Source organism: Peribacillus sp. TH14 (assembly GCF_016651145.1).
GTDB classification, from domain to species: domain Bacteria; phylum Bacillota; class Bacilli; order Bacillales; family DSM-1321; genus Peribacillus; species Peribacillus butanolivorans.
Genome location: NZ_JAEKEK010000001.1, coordinates 97,843 through 124,470, shown reverse-complemented (window position 1 = coordinate 124,470; position 26,628 = coordinate 97,843). Strand labels below are relative to the sequence as shown.

The window sequence follows — 26,628 nt, the reverse complement described above, 5'->3', positions numbered from 1 at the left end:
TAGTGATAAAAGTGGAAAAAGAAGAATTATACCAATTATCATTTCAACTGATTTTATATAGTGGAAATGCGAGAAGCTTCGCAATGGAAGCCATGCAAGAAGCGAAGAAAAAAGAATTTAATTCTGCTAGATTGAAAATCGCTGAGGCAGAAACAGAATTATTACAAGCCCATAAATTTCAAACTCAATTAATCCATGCAGAAGCAGGGGGAGACCAATTTGACCTTCCAATTCTCCTCGTGCATGCTCAGGATCATTTAATGACAGCCATGACGTTAAAGGATCTTGCGATAGAAATGATTGATCTGCGTGAAGAGTTTTTAAATGCAGATGCTGTGAAGGAGGGGACAGCAGAATGAGTAAGGGGTTAAAAATTGTCACAATTGGCGGCGGCTCGAGCTATACGCCGGAACTGATTGAAGGTTTTATTAAATACCATGAAGAGCTTCCTGTAAGCGAGATTTGGCTTGTGGATATCGAAGCGGGAAAGGAAAAGCTTGAAATTGTTGGGGACTTGGCAAGAAGGATGGTTGAAAAGGCTGGTGTAAAGATTGATGTTCATCTAACATTAGACAGAAAGAAAGCGCTTAAAGGAGCTGACTATGTAACAACTCAGCTACGTGTTGGTCAGCTCGCTGCTAGGGCTCTTGATGAAAAGATTCCACTGAAACACGGAGTTATTGGACAGGAGACGAACGGACCAGGTGGACTTTTCAAGGCATTTAGAACAATTCCTATTATTCTTGATATAGCTCGTGAGATGGAGGAAGTTTGTCCGGATGCATGGTTGATTAACTTCACAAACCCTGCTGGTATGGTAACGGAAGCTGTGTTACGTCACAGTAATATTACCAAAGTCATCGGACTTTGCAATGTACCGATTGGTATGGAGCGTGGAGTAGCCGATTTAATGAACGTGGAGCCCTCAAGAGTGCGGATCGACTTTGCTGGTTTGAACCATATGGTTTACGGCCTCGATGTATTCGTTGATGGGAAAAGTGTGAAAGATCAAATCATTAATCTGATAACAGATCCAGCTAAAGCCGTTACAATGAAGAATATTCACGCAATGGGCTGGGAGCCAGAATTCCTTAGAGCTTTAAATTTGTTCCCTTGTCCATACCACAACTACTATTACAAAACAGGAGATGTGCTTGCTCAAGAGTTGAAGGATGCTGAAAAAGGAGAAACACGCGCTGAGGTGGTTCAAAAGCTTGAAGAAGGATTATTCGAGCTATACAAAGACAAGGGGCTGGCTATTAAGCCACCACAGCTTGAAGAGCGAGGAGGCGCTTACTACAGCGATGCAGCAGTGCGTTTAATTTGCTCGATGCATTCGGATAAGTGTGACATTCAAGCGGTAAATACTATCAACCATGGTGCAATTGAGGGAATTCCGTATGGTTCGGCTATTGAAATTAGCTGTGTGATTACTAAGGATGGTCCGAAACCAATTAACGTAGGAGAGCTTCCAGTGGCGATTCGTGGTCTAATCCAGCAAATCAAGTCATTTGAAAGAGTGTCCATCGAAGCTGCAATCTCAGGTAACTATGATACTGCATTGCTTGCTATGACGATTAATCCTCTCGTTCCAAGTGACCGGGTTGCGAAACTTATTTTAGATGAAATGCTTGAGGCGCATAAAGATTTCTTGCCACAGTTTTTTGAAAAAAAGGAATTGCAGGATAACCTATCATGATTGAAGTTCTTGTAAATGCAGATGATTTCGGGTTAACTAAATCAGTAAATTATGGAATTTTGGATAGCCACAAATATGGAATTGTCAATTCAACAACAATCATGATGAATGCAAAAGCAACGGAGCATGCGATTGAAATCGCAAAGAGGACGCCCTCGTTGAAAGTCGGTATACACTTGGTATTGACATGGGGGACACCTTTGTTGAGCGATGTGCCGAGTTTAATTGACGATTCCGGACACTTCAAGAAACAAGGGGTGGTATATGGTGAACCAGCCGACATTTCTTTGCTTGAATTGGAAAGAGAGTGGTCAGCTCAGATTGAAAGATTTTTAGAATTTGGTCTTTATCCGTCTCATTTAGACAGCCATCATCATGTACACGGGATTGAAAATTTTCTGCCGGTTGTAAAAAATCTGACAGAGAAATATCAACTTCCTGTGCGTAATGCTGGAAAACATTTTGCTGGTGTCCAAACCGTTACAGATGTTTTTCTTGATGATTTTTATGGAGAAACGGTGGTTGAAGATTATTTTCATAATCTCAAGGGTCGGGTAATCGATGGGCAAAGTGTGGAAATAATGACTCATCCTGCTTATATGGATGAAGATTTGATGCAAGTATCTTCCTATAATAGTAATCGCTTAAAGGAGACCAGGATTTTGACAAACGCAAGATTGCCAGAGGGTTTTATCCTTAGATTTGGCATCAACCAAGTTATTTAGTAGGTTCTTTTAGGGGCAAAGATTGTTTCTATATTTTATCGACTTTCAAAAAGGGACCATTCATCTCAAGGATGAATGGTCTCTTTCTATCCTTAGATAATGTATGGAATTTCTCTAAATGGGGGGGGTTATGTAGGTATCTTCTGTTCAGGATTTGTGAAGTAGGGGAGGAAAGCCAAGAGACTTGGGTTGAAGTTTTTGGTGTAGTTGCAGACGTATCAATGAAAAATCCTTAATAATCTATATGAACTGGACCACGGGACTGAGAAAAAATATCTAGAATAGCTATTGTGAGTATGACCCTCGATCAAGCAATCATTTATTTTACTTCACGTTCCCCTTGTTCCAGTTCATGGAATACTCGATTTCCAAGCTTCCATTTAAAAATAATCATTTAAAATGGAAGCTTTCAATCATAGTGCAATATTACATTTCTTTAGTTCAACATTTCACTTAATAAGCAAGGCTGAACATTGCCTTAATATGAGACAGGTAACGAACATTACTTGCTTCTTTCATTAATGAAGCTGGTAGACCTTTAAGTGGGGTGTTATTAGCTCCAACTGTAGCAACAGCATCCTTACGACCAAGGCTAGCAAGTGTTCCTGAGTTTACAGGTGAAAATTCTTCTAGTTTTTTGCCTTCTAATGCTGCATATAGGTTGTAACCAACAAGTTCTCCCATTTGCCAAGCATTTTGTGCAGTTGGTGCGTATGGGCGGCCACCTTCTGGAGGGAAAGCAACAGCACTATCTCCTACAACAAATACGTCATTATGAGATTTAGATTGTAGATACTCATTAACAGTTGCTTTACCACGATCTACTTCAAGACCTGATTCACCAACGATAGGAAGAGCAGCAACGCCACCAGTCCAAACAAGCGTATTAGCAATGATAGTTTGTCCATCTTTCAAAGCAATTTCATTTCCTTTAACACCCGTTACAGGCAGACCTGTTAAGAATTCAACGCCACGTGCTTCTAAGCTTACCACTGCACGTTCAATTAAAGGATCAGGTAATACTGGAAGGATTTTTGGACCAGCTTCAACAAGCTTGATTTTCAAGTCTTTGAAGTCTACGCCAAATTGTTTAGCGATTTTAGGGAAATGATCAACGATTTCACCGACTAACTCAACGCCAGTTAATCCACCGCCGCCGATTACAATCGTTGCATCTGCTTCATTTTTTGTTTGTGCATATTCACGAATACGATCTTCGATATGTTTGTAAATTTTGTTAGCATCATTTACAGATTTTAGCACCATGCTATTTTCTTCAAGTCCTGGAATACCAAAGAATCCTGTTTGGCTACCTAAAGCTACAACAAGAGCATCGTATGATAAAGTAGAACCATTAGAAAGTTTTACTTCTTTTTTATCTACTGAGAAAGATTCCACTTTCGAAATGGTAAGATCGATATCTTTTCCTTTGAAAAGTTTCTCTAAAGGTATTGAAACAGCTGGTTCAGAAATTGATCCGCCTGCAAGACGGTGAAGTTCTGTGATGATTTGGTGTGTTGGGTATTGGTTCACCACTGTTACTTGGACTTCATCTTTATTAAAATATTCACGAACAGTTAATGCAGATAGTAATCCAGCATAGCCTGCACCTAAAATGACGATTTGTTTTGACATATTAATCCCCCGTCCTTACTAATTGAAAGTTTAAAGATTTATTTTTTTAGACTATTTCGTTCTGCTGAAATTTCAAGAAAAGCACTCGCGAAACGGAAAAGCTTTTGTGCTTGTGGGTCTTTCATCATTCTTAACAAACCGAAAAGACCGATTACATCATTGTTTTCTTCTGCACGATCTTTAGCTTCGATTGCATTAGTCGCAAGCCCTTTCACTGAATCAACTACAGGTACAGCGATTTCTGTAATCGCACTAACCGTATCCTTTTTTAATACTTCATCAGTTGCTACTGATTGAGCAAAATCATAAGACTTTGTCAAGATACTTACTAGTTCAGTCAATTTTGGCAATTGCTCAACTAAAGTATTCAATGATTCCTGAACCTCAGGCTTTAAAAGCTGATCCAGAATATCCAGTTGTTCTTGGTTTGCAGTGAAATTAAATGATTCTTGTTCAGGCTTTGTTTTTGAAGCTACATCTACCATATCTATTTCCCCTTTACGTTAAACTTAATTTGCTTTGTATTAAATTTAAATCTTCACTACTTATCATACGACTCTAGACACTTAATTTCAAATATATTTTTTATGTTATGAATATAACTTTAAAGTTATTAATTTAAGTTAGTATTTGGGATTTATCATTCATCTTAATATTTCAAGAAAACATTAGAAGTATTCTATGTATAACACTTATTTCCATGGGGATTTAAATAGACTTCTTCCTCCTCAGTAACAGCATTTTACACCAAAAATAGGAGACACTTTACTTCCTTGAAATAATGTTAGTACCAAACAAATAATAATTGGACGTTTTCACGTGTACTCCATGTCATTAGGATTACTAGAATTTATAGTTGTTATTCAGGATTTTTTAGAAACTAATTATTTTGTTCATATGAGAAAAAAGTCAAAGAGGAACCATGAACTTCTTGCGGCTTTTGCTGACCAGTTGTTCAAGACGAAAAGATAAGTAAATGAGGCACAGATCCTTACTTAATAAAGTTTTTTTCTTTTCTTATCTTATCGTTGATATATTCAGGAAAGGGATTTTATTAATGCATTTCTAAATATCAAAAATACATTTTGAGGTAATCTTGGATCCGCAAGTGAGAGGAATGAGGTAGATAGTATAATTTTTACTTCATTAAATTGTTTTTTATTTTGGATTATCGTTTATGCTTCATTTCTAGGGAATTAAATTTCGAATGTGGATATTACTTACTTCCTTGTGCTTTTGGTTTAATCTTGAGTGTCAAAAGCGTATAAAAGCTTTCAAACACGAAAACTTTTCAAAAAAATCTCTGAGGTTAAAGTTCTTCAAACGGATCTAGGCAATTTAAAGCAGTGAGCTCAGTGAGTATATTCAAATCCAACTGAAATTAAAAGTAGGAGGGACCACTTGAGGTAAATACCGAAGTTAGGTGCATGGTGGATGCTAAAGCCTATCTAGGATAAGAAACTTGGGTAGGAGCATCTTTGGTTTTCGACGGAGGTAGGGATAAGGCTGATTTAAACATACTGTGTTAAATCCTCCAAGGAAAAATAAAGTAGTTTGGAGGAAGTGTGGACCGTTGGTGAATGAATCATTCCATTTGAAACAATTGAAGAAGCGATTAAAGTAGTTTAAGTATTTTCTTCTTCAATGTAGTGTAGTGCTTTGAGAAAAACGCAATATTTAAACAAAGAAAAAATCCCTGTTTGCGATTAAAAAGTAGGGATTTTTTTGCATCATAATGAATAAGGGAAAAGGATTCGGATTGGTGTTTATTCAAGAAAAGCACCCGTTAGCTTAATGATAGCTTGATGTTATCTTAATTGAAAACTCACTCTTGTGTTTCAATGGTTTCCTAACCCATAAACAGATTCCATTGCCCCAATCATTGATAGAATAGTGCTCCATTTATTAGGATTTGCTATTATGTTCCACAGTTATGACGACATTTCCCTTCTTGTGTCCTTTCTCGACATATCTATGAGCTTCAACTATCTCTTCAAACGCATAGTATCTGTCAATGACCACTTTTAACTTCCCCGTCTCAACAAGTTCTTTGAGGAAGTTTAGAGCTTCGGAATTTTCAGGTGAATTTTGACCCAAAATTAATTTCCTGTTGCTTGTCAATTTGGTCCATAGCATTCGCACACCAGGTAATGGTACAGTGACGTTTATATAGGTTCCGTCCTTCTTTAGGGATTTCATACAACCTGAAAACGAACTTTTGTCTACCGCTTCAAAAATAACATCGTAAGTCTCGCCCTTACTCGAAAAATCTTCTCTAGCGTAATCAATTACCTGATCGGCTCCCAGAGATTTTACCAATTCTAAATTCGTGGTACTGCATACCCCTGTAACATCTGCTCCGAAATACTTGGCAATCTGTACTGCATAACTTCCTACACTTCCTGAAGCACCATAGACAAGAACCTTTTGACCACTCTTAATGTTAGCTTTTCTAAGATAAAACAATGCTGTTCGTGCCCCAATTGGAATGGCAGCGGCTTCTTCAAAAGATAAATTGTTGGGTTTAATAGATACTGGTCCATTTTCAGGTAGACACTTATACTCGGCATAAGCACCATAACCAATTTGGGAAGCTGCAAAAACCTGGTCACCTTCCTTAAACTGCTTGACATCTTTACCTACTGACTCAACTTCCCCAGATAACTCCAAACCCAATATAGATTTTTTGGGACGTCTAAAACCAAGTGTTATTCGAGCAGGCAGCCAAACAGAAAGAGGAACTGTAAAACTCCTTGACCGAATATCTGCTACTGTTACGGTAGTCGCTTTTACTTTTACCAGTATTTCATTTTCCTTAGGAGTAGGTTTTTTTACCTCTTTCAACTGAAGAACGTCGGGTGGACCGTACTTTGTATACACAATTGCTTTCATTTATCCTCCTCCACTTCGTTCTATTCATTCATATCTACGAACACGAATAAATAGAACGAAGTTTTCACTCTTTATTATCAACTGCTGCCTTCCAACGAGATGTTCAGTATTGGGCATAACTTCTACTAGTGTTTCTGCAGCCTTCTTCGCAACATTTGTTGCACCTGCTTTTGATATAGCTTTGTATAATTTCTCTTCAGTCGATGCTTTCGTGTGTAACCCAATAGGATATTCTAAAACTATTTCATAACAGAAGGAGAACCCAATTTCTTGAAAGCTTTGTTCAAAACTGGGTGAGTAACCTATAATAATTTTTGAACTTGATTTTTGCTTCGAGTAAGTTGAATATTTAAATACCAATATCGCATAACGGTTCTAAATAGGGATTGTAATACCGTTTGTGGTCTAATAAGGGTAACGCCTTGCATGAAGATGTAATAGCTTATGCCATCCCTAAAAGACACTACCTTTGCACCCATTGAATTTGAGTTTCATTGATCCCTAAATTATTTTTGCGAAATTCTCCAACAGATTTATTTTCAACTTGGAACAAATCATACCCTTCATTTAGTAAAGCCTGTTGAACCAAATATGAATAATGTCCACAAGTGGGCTCTAGTAAAATCAAAAAATCCTCTTTTGTTATACTAAACTGTCTTTCTATTTGTCTTAGAGCTTATAAAAACTGAGCAATTCCAGAACTATCGATGTTGAATTTCATGGTTTTAGTGCGTTTCCAAGCTATCCTTTCGGGTGTAAAAAAGCATATAATTTAATACAAGAAGCGACATGAAAGCTAGCTCCTATATTAATGTCAGGATTATATTGAAGATGAAAACAAGAGTAATTGAACAAGAATGAGTCTTTATGAGCATCTTCTAAACCCAAAAATGCCCGCATTTCAAGTGAAATGTGAGCATTTTTTTATCTACCTTAAATTAATTAATATTAAATATCTTATGCTTCATTCAATAAGAAACTAACTATGAAGGACATCATATACGTTGGCTATTTTAGAACTTCTTTAATGAATGTCGTCAGGATAATAGATAAGTATGTAAAAACTAACTAGTTCTTTTGAAGAGTTTATATAGCTATGTTCAGTACTAGAACTAAAGTTAATTGTTTCATTAGTAGTTAATACAAACCCCTTACCATGTATATCAATTGTAAGTTCACCACTTTTTATCAGTATATATTCTTCACCGAGATGCTTTTCTGATATATGACTATATCCAGGCTTTAAGTCTACTGTAAAAATTTCGAATTTTTTTTCTGGATGATATGGAAAGATAGAATAGACAAGATAATTTCCATTATTATCAATTACTGGAGGTAGTTGATTAATGTTTATTTTTTCAATTTGTGGCTTTACAGCTTCCTTCATAAAAACAGAAAAAGATACTTGCAATCCATTTGCAATTTTCCATAGAGTAGTGACGGTTGGACTAGACTTCCCTTTTTCAATTTGAGCTAACATCGCTTTGCTAACTCCCGTAAGATTAGCTACTTTATCTAAACTCAATCCTCGTTTTTTTCTTAAATTGACAAGATTATTGGCTATAACCTCTTCAATAGGTTCCATAAATAATCCTCCATTAAACTTATTGTTGTTTATTATAACATACAAATGTACAATATAACAAACAAGGAGGTATTAATGAAGTGTTAAAAGTAATTGATATGGACGAAAACATTCTTACATTTCATCAAGGGGTAAAAGATTGCATTCCAACCTTAATAGGATACATCAGTATTGGAATTGCAGCAGGAATTGTTGGAGTATCTTCAAATCTGAGTATTTTAGAAATTGCTTTATTATCAACATTAGTTTATGCAGGTGCATCTCAGTTTATCATTTGTGCATTATTAGTGTCAGGAAGTCCAATTTCAGTCATTATATTAACGACTTTTATTGTGAATTTACGAAATTTTTTATTAAGTATGACCCTAGCTCCTCACTTTACTAAATATTCTTTAATGAAAAATATTGGTATTGGAGCACTTGTTACGGATGAATCATTTGGTGTTGCCATTAACAAAATTATTAAAGGTGAAAAGATTAATGATCAATGGATGAATGGATTAAACATAACAGCCTATATATCCTGGATCATATCCTGCGTTTTAGGAGCGATCTTTGGTAAATGGATTTCTAATCCAGAAATATTAGGATTAGACTTTGCTTTAACAGCAATGTTTTTGACATTACTTGTTTTACAATTACAAAGCATTAAAGAAGGCAAACTTAAGCTTTACATATCTCTAGTCCTGTATGTTGTAATAACAATGTTCCTTCTATGTATGTTTGTTCCTTCTCATATAGCTATTATTTTAGCGACTATTATTGTTGCAACAATCGGGGTGATGAGAGACAAATGAGTTTTAACTTAACCATTATTCTTGTGATTTTGGGATGTGCAATTGTAACCCTTATTCCAAGAATTATTCCATTTTTGGTTGTAAGAAATATTACTCTTCCAATGCCCATAACTAAATGGCTTTCATTTATCCCTATTTGCATTCTTACAGCACTTGTCGTTGACAGCATTATCATTGAAGATGAATCTCTAATATCAATTGATTGGAGTGTACTTACTGTTATTGTACCAACTCTAATTATAGCCTTATGGACGAAGAGTTTATCAGTTACAGTAATAGCTGGAATAGTTCTTATGGCTATTGTAAGGTATATATTCAATTAACAGTTTTAATAAATGCATATTAGATTAGCTAATATTTAATTAATTTCATATTTGAGAATCAAAGGTGTTTATTCAGTTATCGGGAGCATGAGTTTAAGAATGGGGGTCGCCACGCCATAAAATCGTCACATTCAACCTTTTAATAGGGGTGTGGTGATTATTGACATTTTGGATAGGATACAGAACTTGAATGTTGAAAACCAATACCTGTGTTTTTGCTTCTTTCATTCTTGCTATATAGACTAAATCTTTTGTTTTATGTTCTAGTTTTAAGACCTTCTTCTACACATTTTTTCAAAATTTATATTCGCTCTAAGCGGGGAGAAATCCTTTTTTAACAACGTTTGTTCTTAAGTTGACATAGAATTGTAATAAAAAAATATCAGAAAATACTGAAAAAATTAGTAAAATTATGTTAATATATTTAAAAAAAGTATTTTTCAAGGGTCTCATCGAGAGAAGAGCTAGGGGGCGTTGTCAAAGCTTTAATGGTCGCTAGGACTTATTCCGTGAATTATCATCGTAAAGAATAATCAACTTGGCTATTTATTTTAGCAAAAAGACTGAATTTTGGCTGAAAGGTAATAGGTAAGATACCTATATTGTTAAAAAACCTCAAAAATAGCCCCTAATTTGAAATTTCGAAGTGAATATTTCTTGAAGAATCAGGATTAGCATGTAGTGAAGAGTAATATATTAATAGTATGTTGCTACACATAAAATTGAAATGGAGTTGATAGAATGGTAAATATTACTGGATACGGAAAAGGCTCGCAAGATGCAGTAAATAACTTTGAAAAATATGTGGGTTTTGAAATCCCTGGGGATTATAAACAATTTCTCCTTGAATATAATGGTGGTACCACTACTGTACAAAACTGCAAGTTTTATGTGGATGCGTTAGACACCCTCGTTTGTTTAAATGTATTATATGGATTGGATCTTGAGGAAAAAGAGCTTGATTTACAGAAATGGCATGAGGAGAATAAAAAAGACTTACATAAGAATTGTATAATCATAGGTAATGACACGTATGCTGGTAAAATCTTGCTTATATATAACGAAGAGGAAAAAGGAGTTTATTTCTGGGATCAGGGTTGGTATTCGGATCCATCAAGCCAGGATGAAAATATATATAAGGTTGCAGAAAGTTTTAAATCTTTCATTGAGGGACTGAAGATCCCAGAGGAAATCTAATTTTATTTGAATCCCCTTGATTGGCTCTGACCTTTCAAGGTTTTTTATTGTGAATTTACAAAGAAAGCACAGATTGATATGATTTCTGAGTAGAAGGGAAATTATTACATAAACAAGAGATGCATTTTCGAATAGGTATATTGATTTCGTAACTTGTAAAATTTGGTATTGAAAACTATTCGTTAGAGGAGGAAAAGATGTATAAAATCTTTTTGGTTGAAGACGATGTCAAAATAGCTGCAATATTAATCAATTATTTAAAAAGATACGGGTATGAAGTTTCTGAAGCTAAGAGATTAGACCATGTCTTTGTCGAGTTTAAAGAGATGAAGCCTGATTTGGTTTTAATGGATATTAATCTACCTTTTTTTGATGGCTTCCATTGGTGCCGCCAAATGAGGACGATTTCAAAAGTTCCCATTTTATTTATCTCAGCAAGGACTGATGAAATGAACCAAGTCATGGCAATTGAACATGGTGGTGATGATTATATTACAAAACCATTCCATTTGGAAGTCGTACTAGCGAAAATAAAGAGTGCTCTTCGACGGGCATATGGCGAGTATGCTGGAACATCATCACTCCATCAACAGGTAAAAGAAATGGATGGATTAACCCTTTATACGGAAAAGGCGATGATTGAATACCAGCAAAATCAGGCGATATTAACCCAAAATGAGTTTCGTTTATTGAATTGTTTAATTCGACAGTACGACACCATTGTTTCTCGTGAAGATTTACTTGAAGCCTTATGGAATGATGATTCATTTGTTGATGATAATACTTTGACAGTCAATGTCACAAGGGTACGGAGAAAACTCGAAGACATTGGCGTCAAACATGCCATACAAACCAGCAGAGGAAAAGGGTATCGGCTCAAGGTAATGGAAGGTGAAGATAAGTGAATCTACTTTCCTTTATAAAAGACCGTCTTTATTTTATATTTTATACCATTCTATTAGGATGTTTGCTTATTCTTACATATGTATTAGTCATTCTAGAAGCGGGAAATCAGATATCGATATCTAATATCTTCTATATGATTGTTCTCTCCATTTTTATGCTGTTACTATTTTTAGCGATTGATTACATAAGGCATTACCGTTTTCTTAATCAGTTAGTAAGGATGAAGCAAGAACCGAGTTTGACTTTTGAATTTGTCGAAATCTTTATGAATCCTGTGACAAAGGAACAAAAAACATGGATTGAGCTTTTTCACCAAATGAACCAGGCTACTATTACGCAATTACAAGAACAAATAAAAATGAAGGAACAATATGAGCTTTTGATTCACCAATGGGTTCATCAAATGAAGACGCCTGTTTCAGTCATTTCTTTACTAATTCAAGAAGGGAAAAGGACATTTTCGGATGAGTCGATGAAGGGTTTTCTTAAAGAGCTTGGAGAGGAAAATGACCGTTTTCGCAGGGGGCTGGAAATTATTTTACACGGAGCAAGGCTGCAGCGTTTTTCTGAGGATGTAAAGGCCGAGCCGATTGATTTAATAAATCTAGTCAAGCAAGTAATTAACGAGGAAAAAAAACAGTTCATTCAACGGACCATTTATCCCAAGCTTGAAACTGAGAATGAGAATTTTCAAGTGCATTCAGATCGTAAGTGGCTCCACTTTTCCATCAGTCAAGTTGTCTTTAATGCATTGAAGTATTCAAGGCAGGGAGTGGGGGATACTATTACGTTCAGCATTACAGAAAAAGGTCGTGATATTGTCCTTTGCATTACGGATCAAGGCATAGGAATTGCCCCTCATGACTTAAAACGAGTGTTTGATCCATTTTTTACAGGAGAAAATGGACGAACACAACAAGAGTCGACGGGAATGGGATTATACTTAGTAAAGGAAATCGTTAACAGGCTTGGACATAGGGTTAGCATTCAATCGACTGTTCCTGAGGGATCTACAGTGCAATTTCTCTTTAACACAAATACCTTACATGAAAGATGACAAAATTGTAAGGTTGTTAGGCGGTTATGTAATAAACATCGATGTGAGCCTCCTGCTTTATTCTTTATACTTTACTTTAGAAAGAGGAGGTCATATAGATGGCGATATTAAAAACAGAGCAACTATCCAAAACCTATTTTCAAAAGCAAGGAAATTTATTTCATAAAGCGTTAGACAACTTTACCATGGATGTTCAAAAAGGGGAGTTTGTTGGGGTGATGGGACCATCCGGGAGCGGAAAAACAACTTTGCTGAACCTAATGGCAACCATTGATAGGCCCACTTCTGGGAAAGTCATTCTAAATGAAAAAAACCCTAATGAATTGAAAAACCGTGATCTTGCTTTGTTTCGCAGGAGGGAAATTGGTTTTGTTTTTCAGGATTTTAACCTTCTTGATACACTCACAGTTCGTGAAAATATTCTTCTTCCTTTAGCGTTAGATCATTATGAACAGCAAGAAATGGAAGATCGAGTAAATCAGTTGGCACATCTTCTTAGTATAGAGGGAATTTTAGATAAACGGACTTTTGAAATTTCTGGAGGTCAACAGCAACGAACCTCATGTGCAAGAGCAATGATTCACGAACCATCAATTATTTTAGCGGACGAACCGACAGGTAATTTAGATTCCAAATCTGCCAAGCAGGTGATGGATACCTTCACAACGCTTCAGAAGGAAAAAGGGGCATCCATACTAATGGTCACCCATGACCCAACTGCTGCTAGTTTTTGTGATCGGATTCTATTTATTAAAGATGGTAAGTTCTTTTCAGAGGTTCACAATGAGGGGTAAGACAGAGCTTCTATCAACGGATTTTAGATACGTTGAGTGTACTGGGAGGTGGCTATCATGAACCTTCGACATCTCGCTAAGAGAAATATCCAAGGAAATACCCAACGTTATCTTGCCTATTTTTTCAGCATTGTCTTTTCCGTTTCAATCTTTTTTATCTATGCATCCTTTATCTTTCATCCTGACATAGTCAATGCAAATATTAGTGGTGGGCAGATTGTGCGTGTTGCGCTTATTGCGGCTGAAATAGTAATCATTGTTTTTTCCGTTTTCTTTATCTCTTATTCTAATACAGCTTTTATACAGCCGCGAAAAAAAGAGTTTGGTTTGCTCACACTATTTGGAATGTCTAAATCTCAACTTAGAAGACTAATTTATATGGAGCAAACGATTGTGTCTCTTGTATCGATTGCGATTGGGGTAGGTTTGGGATTTTTATTCTCAAAGTTGTTCCTAATGATTGTTTCGTCTTTATTAGCGGTCGATGAACCATTAGCATTTGTCTTGGTCCCTAAAGCCTTTGTTTATACGATTGTTGGTTTCTTTTTATTATTTCAGTTATTATCACTCCTATCTTTGTTACAAATCGAAAATTTAGAGGTAGTCGATTTACTAAAAGATAAACAAAAACCAAAAAAGATGCCATTCGTATCCAAGTGGTTAATTGCATTATCCGTAATTTGTTTAAGTATTTCTTATTTTTTGGCAGCTACTATGACACTAAACAATTCATTACTACGAGTATTGCCGATTTTATTTTTCGTGCTGATTGGTACTTATTTTTTATTCAGCCAAAGTATTGTTGCTATGTGCAGAAGGCTGTATAGGAAGAAGAAAAGCTTATATAATGGGACGAATTTAATTACTCAAACTAACCTTATTTTTGATATTAAGAATTATTCGAGATTATTCTTTTTGACTTCGATTATTACTGCTGTCATTTTGACAGCAGCTGGAACGCTTTTTATGTTCACTGCAGATTTAAAGAAGCAGGGAATGGATAACATTCCACAAGCAATCGGCTGGATAGAAAATGATGCTTCTGTTTATTCCGTTATTGAGCCTTCAGAAGTAGAGAAAACCTTAAAGAAAGATGGATTTAAGGTACCCTACAAAGTCAATGTGACAGGTGTGCCGGTTACAACTATGATTCCCCAAATAGGTACAGGAGAACCTAGTGAAAATCAGTCATTATTAATCTCGGAAAGAGACTATAACAAAGTCGCAGCATTTCGAAAGCTAGACCCTGTCGAGTTGTCGGGAGATGAAGCGTTATTTATTTTTCCTTATGCAACACTAGATTCTCAATTCGTACAACGAGGTGATCAAAAGGAACTTCATTATGGAAAAAATATCATACAGGTAACTATGTTAGGGCAGCGGAATCAAACCGTAATAGCCCCAATCGGATTAGCAACTACTCTGATGGTTGTCGATGATAAGTTGTATACTGATATTACTGATAATGTGCCTCTAAAACAAAAGGTAAGGGTGCGCGGGTACGAAGTTAAAGATTGGGAGGATGCAATAGAAGCATCTGAGAAAATCGAAAAAATAGCTATTAACCCTGAACAGAATAAAGTGCAAACAAGAGCACCGATTTATGAGAAAGTGAGGCAGGGAAGTATGTTAACACTATTTATCGGCCTGTTTGTCAGTTTATTATTCTTTATCGTCCAAGGAAGCATGATGTATCTTCGTGTGTTTACGAATTTGGAAGATAAAAAAATCCAAATTAATGCTCTGCATCGAATGGGGTTAACAGGAAAAGAAATCCGCAAAATCCTAAGTGCTGAGATACGCATTCTATTTTTTGTTCCTTTTGTAATTGGGATGATTCATGCGATCGTTGCTTTCGTCGCATTAAGTAATTTATTGGGCTCTAATTTGCTCGGCTATTCGGCTATAGTTATCGGAACCTATTTTCTTCTTCAGCTACTATATTACCAAGTAACAAAGATAATGTATGAGCGGGCAGTTATTAGTACGATTAAATAGAATAAGGTGCCAATTAAGAAGGAATCAGACGCTTATTCTCTGATTCCTTCTTGTTTGATATTAAGATATTGAATCCAGAGGTTTTTTCTGGTGTGAGCTACGACTATGAGTGGGAACCTTTGGTGTTCCCTTTCAAATGTTTCTATCCTCATTCTTAAGGAACAGGCCAAATTCAATTTGATTTTTTCAAAATCTATAAGTAGTTCAATAGTGCCAGCAAGAGTGAAACAGACTGTTTTTTGGTTTAGCTAGATAATATGTTACTAAAAGGTGAATGAAATAATGTGAAAATTGGTATGTATTGTACTCATAAAACCTTTTCATTCTTGAAATATTTTCATATAAAGGGTAAAATTATTTATTTCAAGAGGCAATAGAATATTATTGGCTTTTTTGAATGTTAATAACATAGTTTAGGTGGGGGAACGTATAGTTAGATGTTGGATTTTATTAGTTTATTTGTAAAATATAAGGAAATGGAATGGTTTTTTTAGTTTATAAAAATTGGATTTAAAGTAGTTTGAAATGTAAAGAGTTTCAGGATCATAGCAAGTTGAGAAAAATTCAAAAGAACGAAGTGAATTATCTGGTAATTATTTGATTAAATATAGTCTTATAAGCCTGCTATTATAGAGGTGATTTGATTTTTCTCTATTTCTTTGTCCCTTTATATAGTAAACTCAGAATGGGTTCGTTAACTTTTAACTGCTAGAGATGAGGTAAATTTAATGCTATGAAAAATAAAAAGTTAAGGGCATTTCTTTATTTGACCATTATTTTATTAATACTATTTATTCTTCTAAACATGTTTTCTACTTATTTAAGTATTAAAAATTCTGTTCAGAAATCTGTTGCGAATCAAAACTTGGTAGTCGCTAAGTCTATTGCTGACTCAATGGATATAGAGGCGTATAAACGTTTCCTCAATAACCCAGTAAAGAGCCAAGAATATACGGATATAGAAACCTACTTAGAGGATGCACGGGAAAAAATTGGGGCTTTGTATGTATATACTCTGATGGTGGATAATCCGAAAGAATCGAGAGCTATGATTACCGGGTTTTCTAAAGATTCTAAAAAGGAATTTCCTATTGGAGGGGTGTGCACGGTTCCTAAAAAGCAGGTCAAACAAGCCTATGAAGGAAAAAGCTTTATTACTGGAATACTGAAGGATCCAGCATATGGCGAATATTTGACTGTAGGGGTGCCAATAAAAGATCATGAAGGCGCCATTATTGGTTTTTTAGGTATTGATGTGAGCGCAGAGGATATTAATACCATTAACGGAAAGGTATTAAAAAGCAGTATTGCCATCCTCGTTTATAATGGGGGCTTTGTTATTATGCTGTTAGTTACCTTTTTTGTGATTCAAAAATGGTATCAAAAAGAATTGAAACGGGAAGTGGGGGATACTGAGGATACGTATCAATCAGAATTTCAATCACTTATCGCTTCTGTCCGCTCATTAAGACATGATTTTTCAAATCATATTCAAGTTATACATGGACTTCTCAAGCTTGGTGAAAATGGTAAAGCATTAGATTATTTAACCGGTCTCTCAAAAGAAGTGCGATCGATTGAATCGATGAAATTGGATGTGAATCATCCTGGCTTATCTGTACTTTTAGAGACGAAAAAGCTCTCAGCCCAGAATTATAACATCGATATTACACTTGATGTTTCTCCTAATTCTTTCAACATGGTCAAAACAATTGACTTGATTAAAATGTTATCGAATGTAATCGACAATGCTATTGAGGCAACGACTGAATTACCTGAGCAAGAACGCCGAATGAATATAATCTGTAAAGCCAACGAAGAAAAGTATACGTTTGAGGTTACCAATACCGGACCTATGATTTCTACTATAGATCGGGAAAATATTTTTGTCAGCGGCTTTTCTACCAAAAAGGCACAAAAGGGGGAGATTAGAGGACAAGGCCTGTTTATCGTAAAAGACTTAGTTAACAGGTATGATGGTGACATTACCGTAAAGTCTAATGAGACAGGAACCACCGTTACGATGATGATACCTGTATATGGAAGAATGAGCTAGTTCCTTTTGTAATAGAGAATTTAATGATAGGAAAGTAAATAGACCGGTTTGATACGGTCTATTTTTCTTTTTTTATTATAGAATGCATTACATACAGATTTAGGTGGTTAATAATATGGTTTGTCTCTTATTTAATCTCTCAAGTTTCATTCCCTTATTCATAATAATTTTAAGTATCCCATTTATTCAGAACCTTCTTTTAGTACCTTTAATAACTATGTTGCTAGGAGCCTTGATACGACTGGCCTTACGAAAGATTACTTATGAAAAATACAGACATCCGATAAGGGGGCATCATCAGTAACCTTTTCGAATGGATTGGTAAATTACGAAACACACTACTATAGAAGAAACTATATTTTTTACAATAGAGGTCTGTTTTACTTTGAAGTCAAGATGGCCGGTCAAGCAAGTTTGAATATCTATTTCTTTTCACCATTACTTTCAACGGGAATGAAAACCTTATGTTGATTGTTCGAAAGTTTTTTAAGTGTTTGATATAAATATTTTTTGTTGTGCCTATTCCTGGAGCCATTTGATGTAAAGAACGCTGAACAACACCCTCCCAGTCGATATGTAATAGCGAATATAAGCAAGTATCGAATTCAGTAGAGGATACATTACGTAATAGATAATGGTATGTTTCTTCATAAATCATTTTTCTCGACTCCTTTTAGGGTGCGTAGTCATCTTTTCTCCAGAGAGAAAAGCACCTTTATCGTCTAAATAAACCTTTTAATGAAAAAAGTAGCATCACTTAAAAAAATATTAATCACCTTGTTTTAGTGAATATTATTCAGGGTGGTTTCGATAGAAGATGTGAATAAACTAATAGCTTTTGGACATAATGGATAGATGTTTGGCTGCTTTCCCCGAGATTATGATAAGATAGGGAAAAATCATATAAGGCAGTGAGAATGTTGAAACAACAAAAAAGAAAACTTCTCGTTATCATCGGACCGACTGCTGTTGGTAAGACGAAAATGAGCATTGAGTTGGCTAAACAATTTAATGGTGAAATTATCAGTGGAGATTCCATGCAGGTTTATAAAGGGATGGATATAGGGACTGCGAAAATCAAGAGAGAAGAAACAGAGGGAATTCCTCATTATTTGCTTGATATTAAGGAACCGGATGAACCATTTAGCGCGGCTGAGTTCCAGGAGCGTGCTAATGCATGTATCGAGGATATCCAAAACAGAGGAAAACTCCCTATTATCGTCGGTGGTACAGGTCTATACATACAATCGGTCATTTATGATTATCAATTTTCAGAAGCGCCATCTGATCCCAGTTACAGGGGTATGTTGGAAAAACAAGTTAAGGAATTAGGAATCGATCCTGTTTTTGAACAATTACGGAGTGTTGACCCAGAAAGTGCAAAACGTATTCATCCTAATAATGTAAGAAGGGTAATCAGAGCACTTGAGATTTTTCATTGTACAGGAAAAACGATGAGTGAGCAGTTGGATGAACAGCCGACAGAAATGAAATATGATACGTGCATCATTGGTTTGACAATGGATCGGGAAAAATTATACCAGCGTATTGATCAGCGCGTCGACGGGATGATAGAAGAAGGGCTGATTCAAGAGGTTCAGTCATTTTATGATCAAGGTTTGAGGGATTGCCAATCAATACAGGCTATTGGCTATAAAGAGATCTATGATTTTATTGATGAAAGAGCATCATTAGAGGAAGCAATAGAGGCTTTAAAGCAAAATTCTCGCCGATATGCTAAAAGGCAATTGACTTGGTTCCGGAATAAAATGGATGTAATTTGGTTTGATATGACCAATCTAGAAGATTTTTCAAAAAAAATACATGAAATATCTGGGTTTATAGCAGGAAAGCTTTTCAATAAAGGCGAATACATAAATTTAGAGAGAAAAGAGGAGGACTAATACATGAAACAATCAGTAAATATTCAAGATCAGTTTCTTAATCAATTACGAAAAGATGGTACGTATGTGACGGTATTTTTATTAAACGGTTTCCAAATTAGAGGACAGGTTAAAGGGTTCGATAATTTTACTGTTTTATTTGAATCAGAGGGCAAGCAGCAATTAGTCTATAAACATGCGATTTCTACATTCGCTCCACAACGTAATGTCCAAATTGATTACGAAGTGAAGGAATAATCATATAAATGGATCAAAAAGACAGGCTTCGCTTATAGCGACCTGTTTTTTTTTTTTGAGCCTACTCTTGTATCTTTTTCAAGGATTCGATTATTTTACGCACACGTTTTGAATATATATTAAGGGACGGATTATTTTCCGGGAAAGCGCAGGAAATGACATTTTCAAAAAAAGAATTGATGAAATGGAGATAAAATTGTCGTATTTATATTCTAGAGGTGAGAATCCTGTTTAATTAAGTCGCCGTTTGAAGAGGGAATTAGCTAATTATTCTAAAAGCTTAGGAAATCATGAAGAGTAATAAGGGAATTTCCCGATTGGTTTAGTTTAAAGGCTGTGCTCATTACTACGGCATATGGCCATCATAAATCGAATGAAAATTGTGGCGTCAGGGGTCCAAGATGGAGAGGTGAATGCATTGGAACAACCGATCCGTATGAAAAATAACGGGCAAATCAACATTGTGTTTAATGCGGAAAATAGAAAAGCGCTACAAAAGGATCTGCCGATAAAAGAAAAAGAAATTTTAGTGCAAGAAATTCCCCACCAGCATGTAGCATTAAAGGAAATTGAAGATGAATTAAAAGCGCTAGTTGGCATGGAAGAAATGAAACGGATGATAAAAGAAATATATGCCTGGATCTACATCAATAAGCAGCGGGAAACAAGAGGGCTGAAGACTGGTCGTCAAGCGCTCCATATGATGTTTAAAGGAAATCCTGGAACAGGGAAGACCACTGTTGCACGTTTAATTGGAAAGTTGTTTCAAAAAATGAATGTACTCTCGAAGGGGCATTTAATTGAAGCGGAGAGGGCAGATTTGGTCGGAGAATATATTGGTCATACGGCCCAAAAAACGCGTGATTTAATTAAAAAGGCCATTGGCGGGATATTATTTATTGATGAGGCCTATTCCTTGGGGAGAGGAGGCGAAAAGGACTTTGGCAAAGAAGCCATAGATACGCTCGTGAAACATATGGAGGACCGACAACACGAATTCATTTTAATTCTTGCAGGATACTCACGAGAAATGGATTATTTTCTCAGTCTAAATCCTGGCCTTCATTCCAGGTTCCCGCTTGTTGTAGATTTTCCAGATTATACGATTGATCAGTTGATGGAAATATCTGATCGAATGCTTCAGGAACGTGAATATATTATGAACAGGGATGCTGAGAGAAAATTAAAAGATCATTTAATCATATTACGTTCGTTTCGTGGACCTATATCGTTTTCTAACGGCCGCTATATCCGAAATGTTCTTGAAAAGTCGATTAGGGCGCAGGCAATGCGGCTATTAATAGAAGATTCGTTTGAAAAAGTCGATTTACTCACTTTAACCAGCCAGGATTTAATTTTTGAGGATGATGAGAAAGAATGACATACGAAAGCCCACCAAAAATGGCGGGCTTTCAGATTTATGTTTTTGGTACCCATTTTTTATTAGGAAGGTGCCAATTATATGTGTAGGAAAGGACGCGCAATAAAGTGATAGCGGTAAAGAGCGTATATAGCTGCCATGACTGAGATAAGACTCCGCTGCCTAACGCTAAGCCTGCAATGATGGCCCAGACTGCGTAGATTTCTTTTCTAAAGACTAATGGTTTTCTTCCGGCCAGCACGTCACGGACTACCCCGCCGCCGCATCCTGTTAACGCAGCTGAAACAATAATGGCGCTTATGGGATGATTCAGATCAACCGCATACATGGCCCCTTGTATAGCAAAGGCAGAAAGACCAATCGCATCACTTAAGTTCCCCCATCTGTCCCAATGCTTTGATAGAATGGTAGGAAAAACAAAAACGATGGTGATAGATACTAATGCAATGATAAAATAGAAACTTTGATCCCATAATGTTGATACAGGTACACCAATCAATAAATTTCGGATTGCTCCTCCACCAAAAGCGGTTACGATTCCTAAAATATAGACTCCTAAAATATCATACTCTTCTTCCATGGCAATAATGGTCCCGCTTATGGCAAATGCAATTGTACCTATGAGGCTTAATACTTCCCATGTCATATGTTTTTCCCTCTATGTCTTTTCAATTTGATGTTAAAGTCAAATTTGATTTTAGCATGTTATCGAATAATTTAAAATGGTTAAAATCTTTGTTTTTACGAAAGTTTTATAAGTTTAATTTTTTTTGTTATGATTAACTGAAATCTTTCATAAAGGTGGTGCCGATTTGGATGAATCAATGAAGGAAACGGCTGTATTAATAGGATGCCAAACAACAGAGGCTGACGAGCGTTTTGAATATTCGTTGGATGAGCTGGCTTCGTTAGCGAAGACGGCGAATGGCGAGGTGCTAATGACAATCACTCAGAAAAGGGAAAGGGTTGATCCGTCTACATATATAGGTAAAGGAAAAGTGGAGGAACTTCAGAATTTAGAAGAAGAGTTGGAGCCGGATCTATTTATCTTTAATGATGAATTATCTCCAAGTCAGATTCGTAATCTTTCTAAACATTTGCAAGCAAGGATCATAGATCGGACACAGCTTATTTTAGATATTTTTGCTCAGCGAGCGCGCTCAAGAGAAGGGAAGCTGCAGGTTGAACTGGCTCAGCTTCAATATTTATTGCCGCGTTTGGTGGGGCAGGGTACGGCAATGTCCAGGCTTGGAGGCGGAATCGGTACAAGAGGACCTGGAGAAACGAAGTTAGAAAGCGACCGCCGCCACATTCGTGGGAAAATTGATGAAATCAAACAACAATTAAGCGGGATAGTTAAGCATCGTGAACGGTATCGCGACAGAAGGAAACGAAATAAAACCTTTCAAATTGCCCTGGTCGGATACACGAATGCGGGTAAATCAACGCTGTTCAACCGTTTAACTGAGGCAGATTCTTTCGAGGAGAACCAGTTGTTTGCTACACTTGATCCGATGACTCGAAAAGCCATTCTTCCTAGCGGATTTACCGTGCTACTGACGGATACTGTTGGCTTTATACAAGATTTGCCGACTTCTTTAATCGCAGCATTTCGCTCGACACTCGAAGAAGTGAAGGAAGCTGATTTATTGCTCCACGTTGTCGACTCCTCAAGTTCGGATTACTTTAATCACGAGAAAACGGTACACGATTTGCTAAATGACTTAGAAGTCCCTTCCATTCCACAGCTAACGTTGTATAATAAGAAAGATAGGATTCACACTGACTTTGTAAGGTCATCTAGTAATGCTTCATTATTAATAAGTGCCTATGATCATTCAGACCTGAATCAAATCATGGAAGAAATTGAAAAGTATGTGATTGATGAAATGATCCCGTATAATGTTTTCCTCCCTTCAAGTGAGGGTAAACTATTATCACAGCTGAAAAATGAAACCATATTGCGCACTCTCTCCTTTAATGAAGGATCGGAAAGATATGAATGCAAAGGTTTTTGTCTAGCTGATCATCCATTAACCGGCCAGCTAGAGAAATATTCATTATAAAGGGGAATTTAGATGTATCAGCAGTTAACACATGGAGAAGTGTTAAAAAACATTGCCCAGGAAGTAGAAGCAATGATTTCTCCGTTACATAAACAAGTTGATGAACGAATTGAAGAAAATCAATTTCGTGTGTTACAAAGTTATCAAGCACATCGAGTGAGTGATTCTCATTTCATCCCTACGACAGGGTACGGATATGATGATATCGGCCGCGACACTCTTGAATTGATTTATGCCGATGTCTTTGGTGCAGAAGCGGGATTGGTGCGTTCACAAATAATTTCGGGTACACATGCGATTTCAACTGCTCTGTTCGGCATATTACGTCCAGGGGATGAATTGCTGTACATAACTGGAAAGCCATATGATACATTGGAAGAGATTGTCGGTATCCGAGGCTCGGGTATCGGATCTTTGCGTGATTTTCAAATTAGTTATAAGGCTGTTCCGTTATCGGGATATGGAACAGTTGATTTTGAAGCCGTTAAACAGGCAATTCAACCGAATACGAAAATGATCGGAATCCAACGCTCAAAAGGGTATGCTACACGTCCTTCCTTTACGATTGATGAAATTAAAGAGATGATTTCTTTCGTTAAAGAGATAAACCCAGAAATCGTCGTGTTCGTAGACAATTGTTATGGGGAGTTTGTTGAAACTCAAGAGCCGTGTCATGTAGGGGCAGATTTAATGGCTGGTTCTCTCATTAAAAACCCAGGTGGCGGAATAGTAAAGACAGGTGGATACATTGTCGGTAAAAAAGAATTGGTCGAAGCTTGCTCTTATCGTTTAACATCACCAGGAATTGGTGCGGAAGCTGGTGCCTCGCTTTATAGTTTGCAGGAAATGTATCAAGGATTCTTTCTTGCGCCCCACGTCGTTGGACAAGCCGTTAAAGGTGCCATGTTCACTGCTGCCTTTTTAGAAAAAATCGGTATGAATACGTATCCTAGATGGGATGCGAAACGCACCGATTTAATTCAATCTGTCCAATTTGATGACCGGGATAAAATGGTTGCCTTTTGTCAGGCCATTCAATATGCATCACCAATCAATTCGCATGTGACACCATATCCTGCATATATGCCTGGCTATGAAGACGATGTGATCATGGCAGCAGGAACCTTTATTCAGGGAGCAAGCATTGAACTGACAGCAGATGGTCCGACAAGAGCTCCTTATGTTGCCTATGTTCAAGGTGGATTAACATATGCTCATGTTAAAATCGCCGTGTTGACTGCTGTGAATTCTTTAATGGATAAAAAACTGATCCAATTGTAATAAGAATACTAGCTGAATTTTTTCAGTTTTCGTCTCAGAATCCAGTTTAACTGGATTCACAGAAAAAATAATAGTCATAATATTTGATAAGTTACAAATCATTTTGCTTTTCTAAAAATATCACGTCATAAAATGTAACATCATCTTGACAAGTTTAATAACATGTAATATGATTATATCAGATAAAAAAAGGAGGATGCTAAGAATGAGTGGCAACAACATTCGGCGTTCGATGCCTCTTTTTTCCATCGGAATTGTGATGCAGCTAACTGAATTGTCTGCGCGTCAAATTCGATACTACGAAGAGCATCAACTAATTACTCCTATGAGAACAGATGGAAATCGTCGGGTTTTTTCTTTAAACGATATTGATCGACTACTTGAGATTAAAGATTTAATCGAACAAGGAGTCAATCTGGCCGGCATAAAAAAAATTTTCACTGTAAAGGAACAGAACTTACCTAAGACTCAAGATTTAGAACAAGCGGAAAAGATAAGACAGGACCTTAGTGACGAGGAGCTTCGTAAGCTTCTACGTACTGAGCTTTTACAAGGCAGTAAGCATCGAACATCTCTTCGACAAGGGGATATGTCCCGTTTTTTCCAATGAAAAATATGATTTATGAATTATTATTTAGGGGGAATTAAAATTGGCAAAGTTCACACGTGAAGACATCACTCGTTTAGCAAAAGAAGAAAATGTTAAGTACATCCGTTTACAGTTTACTGACATTTTAGGAACGATTAAAAACGTTGAAATCCCAGTTAGTCAATTAGAAAAAGCTCTTGATAACAAAATGATGTTTGACGGATCTTCTATTGAAGGCTTCGTACGTATCGAAGAATCTGATATGTACCTATATCCTGATTTAAATACATGGGTTATCTTCCCTTGGACTTCTGAAAAAGGTAAAGTTGCTCGTCTAATTTGTGATATTTATAATACAGATGGAGCACCTTTTGATGGAGACCCTCGTACTAACTTAAAACGTGTCCTTGCTGAAGCAAGAGAAATGGGCTTCACTGATTTTAATCTTGGACCTGAACCAGAATTCTTCTTATTCAAACTAGATGCAGCTGGAGAGCCAACTCTAGAATTGAATGATAAAGGCGGATACTTTGACCTTGCACCTACTGACCTAGGAGAAAACTGCCGTCGCGATATCGTTCTTGAACTTGAAGAAATGGGATTTGAAATTGAAGCATCCCACCATGAAGTAGCTCCAGGACAACACGAAATTGACTTTAAATATGCAGATGCAATTTCAGCATGTGATAACATCCAAACTTTCAAATTGGTTGTTAAAACGATTGCTCGTAAACATGGTTTACACGCAACATTCATGCCTAAACCATTGTTCGGTGTTAATGGATCAGGTATGCACTGTAACGTTTCTTTATTCAAAGGAAGCCAAAATGCCTTTTACGATACAGAAGGAAAATTAGAACTAAGTAAAACAGCAGAGCAATTTATCGCAGGTATCATTAAGCATGCTCCTAGCTTCACAGCGGTAACAAACCCAACTGTTAACTCATACAAACGTCTAGTGCCTGGTTACGAAGCTCCTTGTTATGTTGCTTGGTCTGCTAAAAACCGTAGCCCATTAATTCGTATCCCAGCTTCACGCGGTGTTAGTACTCGTGTTGAGGTACGTAGTGTCGATCCAGCAGCCAATCCATACTTGGCACTTGCTGTAATATTGAAAGCTGGTCTTGACGGTATCAAAAACAACCTAACTCCTCCAGCTCCAGTTGACCGTAACATTTATGTAATGAATAAAGAAGAACGTGAAGAAGTAGGAATCGTAGATCTACCAGCTACTTTATATGCTGCATTGGAAACATTAAAATCCAATGAAATCATCAAAGAAGCTCTTGGTGATCACTTGCTTGAACACTTCATCGAAGCAAAAGAAATTGAGTGGGATATGTTCCGCACACAAGTTCACCCATGGGAACGCGAACAATATATGTCTACTTATTAATATCAAAATAAGCTTTGAAACCCTTGATGCCATTGGTGTTGAGGGTTCTTTGTTTTTCGGGCATCTTTTCATTAATTCTAATGGATTTACCAACCTGCCCGATTTTTGCC

General features: G+C 36.5%; 22 protein-coding genes and 2 pseudogenes. 18 read left to right on the top strand and 6 right to left on the bottom strand.

Annotated features, from left to right (window positions below):
- Positions 1-11 precede the first annotated feature (11 nt).
- Genes JFU50_RS00745 through chbG form a run of 3 tightly spaced genes read left to right on the top strand, consistent with a single transcriptional unit; the run spans position 12 to position 2,424 of the window.
- A complete protein-coding gene (locus JFU50_RS00745) occupies positions 12-359 on the top strand; it encodes a PTS lactose/cellobiose transporter subunit IIA (protein ID WP_056526942.1) in 348 nt (115 codons plus the stop codon).
- Positions 356-1,699, top strand: coding sequence for a 6-phospho-beta-glucosidase (locus JFU50_RS00740; protein ID WP_053345416.1), 1,344 nt, complete (start codon positions 356-358; stop codon positions 1,697-1,699). The genes JFU50_RS00745 and JFU50_RS00740 overlap by 4 nt, the downstream gene beginning before the upstream one ends.
- The gene (gene chbG / locus JFU50_RS00735; protein WP_201221348.1) at positions 1,696-2,424 is read left to right on the top strand and encodes a chitin disaccharide deacetylase; all 729 of its coding nucleotides are present in this window, start codon (positions 1,696-1,698) and stop codon (positions 2,422-2,424) included. The genes JFU50_RS00740 and chbG overlap by 4 nt, the downstream gene beginning before the upstream one ends.
- Before the next feature lie 453 nt (positions 2,425-2,877).
- Here the strand turns inward: chbG and JFU50_RS00730 are convergent, their stop codons facing one another.
- From JFU50_RS00730 to JFU50_RS00710, 5 genes and pseudogenes are all read right to left on the bottom strand, one after another.
- Complete coding sequence (locus JFU50_RS00730) at positions 2,878-4,059, bottom strand: NAD(P)/FAD-dependent oxidoreductase (protein WP_201221346.1); 1,182 nt, start codon at positions 4,057-4,059, stop codon at positions 2,878-2,880.
- Between the two features lie 38 nt (positions 4,060-4,097).
- Positions 4,098-4,544, bottom strand: a complete 447-nt coding sequence (locus tag JFU50_RS00725) for a DUF1641 domain-containing protein (protein WP_201221344.1) — start codon at positions 4,542-4,544, stop codon at positions 4,098-4,100.
- Positions 4,545-5,964: 1,420 nt separating this feature from the next.
- A complete protein-coding gene (locus tag JFU50_RS00720) occupies positions 5,965-6,951 on the bottom strand; it encodes an NAD(P)-dependent alcohol dehydrogenase (RefSeq protein WP_201221342.1) in 987 nt (328 codons plus the stop codon).
- A 69-nt stretch (positions 6,952-7,020) separates the two neighbouring features.
- Positions 7,021-7,764: pseudogene (locus tag JFU50_RS31890) on the bottom strand (IS110 family transposase); the annotation flags it as partial.
- A gap of 211 nt (positions 7,765-7,975) precedes the next feature.
- A complete protein-coding gene (locus JFU50_RS00710) occupies positions 7,976-8,536 on the bottom strand; it encodes a helix-turn-helix domain-containing protein (RefSeq protein WP_201221340.1) in 561 nt (186 codons plus the stop codon).
- 98 nt (positions 8,537-8,634) lie between these two features.
- Between JFU50_RS00710 and JFU50_RS00705 the strand changes: the two genes are divergently transcribed.
- From JFU50_RS00705 to spoVK, 11 genes and pseudogenes are all read left to right on the top strand, one after another.
- Positions 8,635-9,333 carry an AzlC family ABC transporter permease gene (locus JFU50_RS00705; protein WP_201183366.1) on the top strand — a complete coding sequence of 233 codons (699 nt, stop codon included), beginning with the start codon at positions 8,635-8,637 and terminating at the stop codon, positions 9,331-9,333.
- Entirely contained in the window at positions 9,330-9,656 is a 327-nt protein-coding gene (locus JFU50_RS00700) for an AzlD domain-containing protein (protein ID WP_201181351.1), read from the top strand. The genes JFU50_RS00705 and JFU50_RS00700 overlap by 4 nt, the downstream gene beginning before the upstream one ends.
- Positions 9,657-10,397: 741 nt before the next feature.
- Complete coding sequence (locus JFU50_RS00695) at positions 10,398-10,853, top strand: SMI1/KNR4 family protein (RefSeq protein ID WP_201181350.1); 456 nt, start codon at positions 10,398-10,400, stop codon at positions 10,851-10,853.
- Between the two features lie 197 nt (positions 10,854-11,050).
- Positions 11,051-11,758, top strand: coding sequence for a response regulator transcription factor (locus tag JFU50_RS00690; RefSeq protein ID WP_201221338.1), 708 nt, complete (start codon positions 11,051-11,053; stop codon positions 11,756-11,758).
- On the top strand, positions 11,755-12,816 hold the full coding sequence (locus JFU50_RS31715) for a sensor histidine kinase (protein WP_201221336.1): 1,062 nt from the start codon (positions 11,755-11,757) through the stop codon (positions 12,814-12,816). Before JFU50_RS00690 ends, JFU50_RS31715 begins: the two co-directional genes overlap by 4 nt.
- Before the next feature lie 98 nt (positions 12,817-12,914).
- Positions 12,915-13,690 (top strand): annotated as a pseudogene (locus JFU50_RS00680) (ABC transporter ATP-binding protein).
- Complete coding sequence (locus tag JFU50_RS00675; RefSeq protein ID WP_201221334.1) at positions 13,668-15,608, top strand: FtsX-like permease family protein; 1,941 nt, start codon at positions 13,668-13,670, stop codon at positions 15,606-15,608. Before JFU50_RS00680 ends, JFU50_RS00675 begins: the two are co-directional and overlap by 23 nt.
- 733 nt (positions 15,609-16,341) lie before the next feature.
- Entirely contained in the window at positions 16,342-17,664 is a 1,323-nt protein-coding gene (locus JFU50_RS00670) for an ATP-binding protein (protein WP_201221333.1), read from the top strand.
- A gap of 917 nt (positions 17,665-18,581) precedes the next feature.
- On the top strand, positions 18,582-19,568 hold the full coding sequence (gene miaA, locus JFU50_RS00665) for a tRNA (adenosine(37)-N6)-dimethylallyltransferase MiaA (RefSeq protein ID WP_201181343.1): 987 nt from the start codon (positions 18,582-18,584) through the stop codon (positions 19,566-19,568).
- Positions 19,569-19,571: 3 nt separating this feature from the next.
- A complete protein-coding gene (gene hfq / locus JFU50_RS00660) occupies positions 19,572-19,805 on the top strand; it encodes an RNA chaperone Hfq (protein WP_034313436.1) in 234 nt (77 codons plus the stop codon).
- Positions 19,806-20,223: 418 nt separating this feature from the next.
- Positions 20,224-21,186 carry a stage V sporulation protein K gene (gene spoVK / locus JFU50_RS00655; protein WP_053348021.1) on the top strand — a complete coding sequence of 321 codons (963 nt, stop codon included), beginning with the start codon at positions 20,224-20,226 and terminating at the stop codon, positions 21,184-21,186.
- A gap of 37 nt (positions 21,187-21,223) precedes the next feature.
- Here the strand turns inward: spoVK and JFU50_RS00650 are convergent, their stop codons facing one another.
- Entirely contained in the window at positions 21,224-21,832 is a 609-nt protein-coding gene (locus JFU50_RS00650; RefSeq protein ID WP_201181342.1) for a trimeric intracellular cation channel family protein, read from the bottom strand.
- 178 nt (positions 21,833-22,010) lie between these two features.
- Here JFU50_RS00650 and hflX point away from each other — a divergent pair, with 178 nt between their 5' ends.
- The 4 genes from hflX to glnA all read left to right on the top strand — a co-directional run bounded on the left by hflX (position 22,011) and on the right by glnA (position 26,518).
- Entirely contained in the window at positions 22,011-23,252 is a 1,242-nt protein-coding gene (gene hflX / locus JFU50_RS00645) for a GTPase HflX (protein WP_201183364.1), read from the top strand.
- Between the two features lie 12 nt (positions 23,253-23,264).
- Entirely contained in the window at positions 23,265-24,533 is a 1,269-nt protein-coding gene (locus JFU50_RS00640) for a methionine gamma-lyase family protein (RefSeq protein ID WP_201181341.1), read from the top strand.
- A gap of 205 nt (positions 24,534-24,738) precedes the next feature.
- Positions 24,739-25,143 carry a MerR family transcriptional regulator gene (locus JFU50_RS00635; protein ID WP_201181339.1) on the top strand — a complete coding sequence of 135 codons (405 nt, stop codon included), beginning with the start codon at positions 24,739-24,741 and terminating at the stop codon, positions 25,141-25,143.
- Positions 25,144-25,183: 40 nt separating this feature from the next.
- Positions 25,184-26,518, top strand: coding sequence for a type I glutamate--ammonia ligase (gene glnA, locus JFU50_RS00630; protein WP_053345435.1), 1,335 nt, complete (start codon positions 25,184-25,186; stop codon positions 26,516-26,518).
- Positions 26,519-26,628 lie beyond the last annotated feature (110 nt).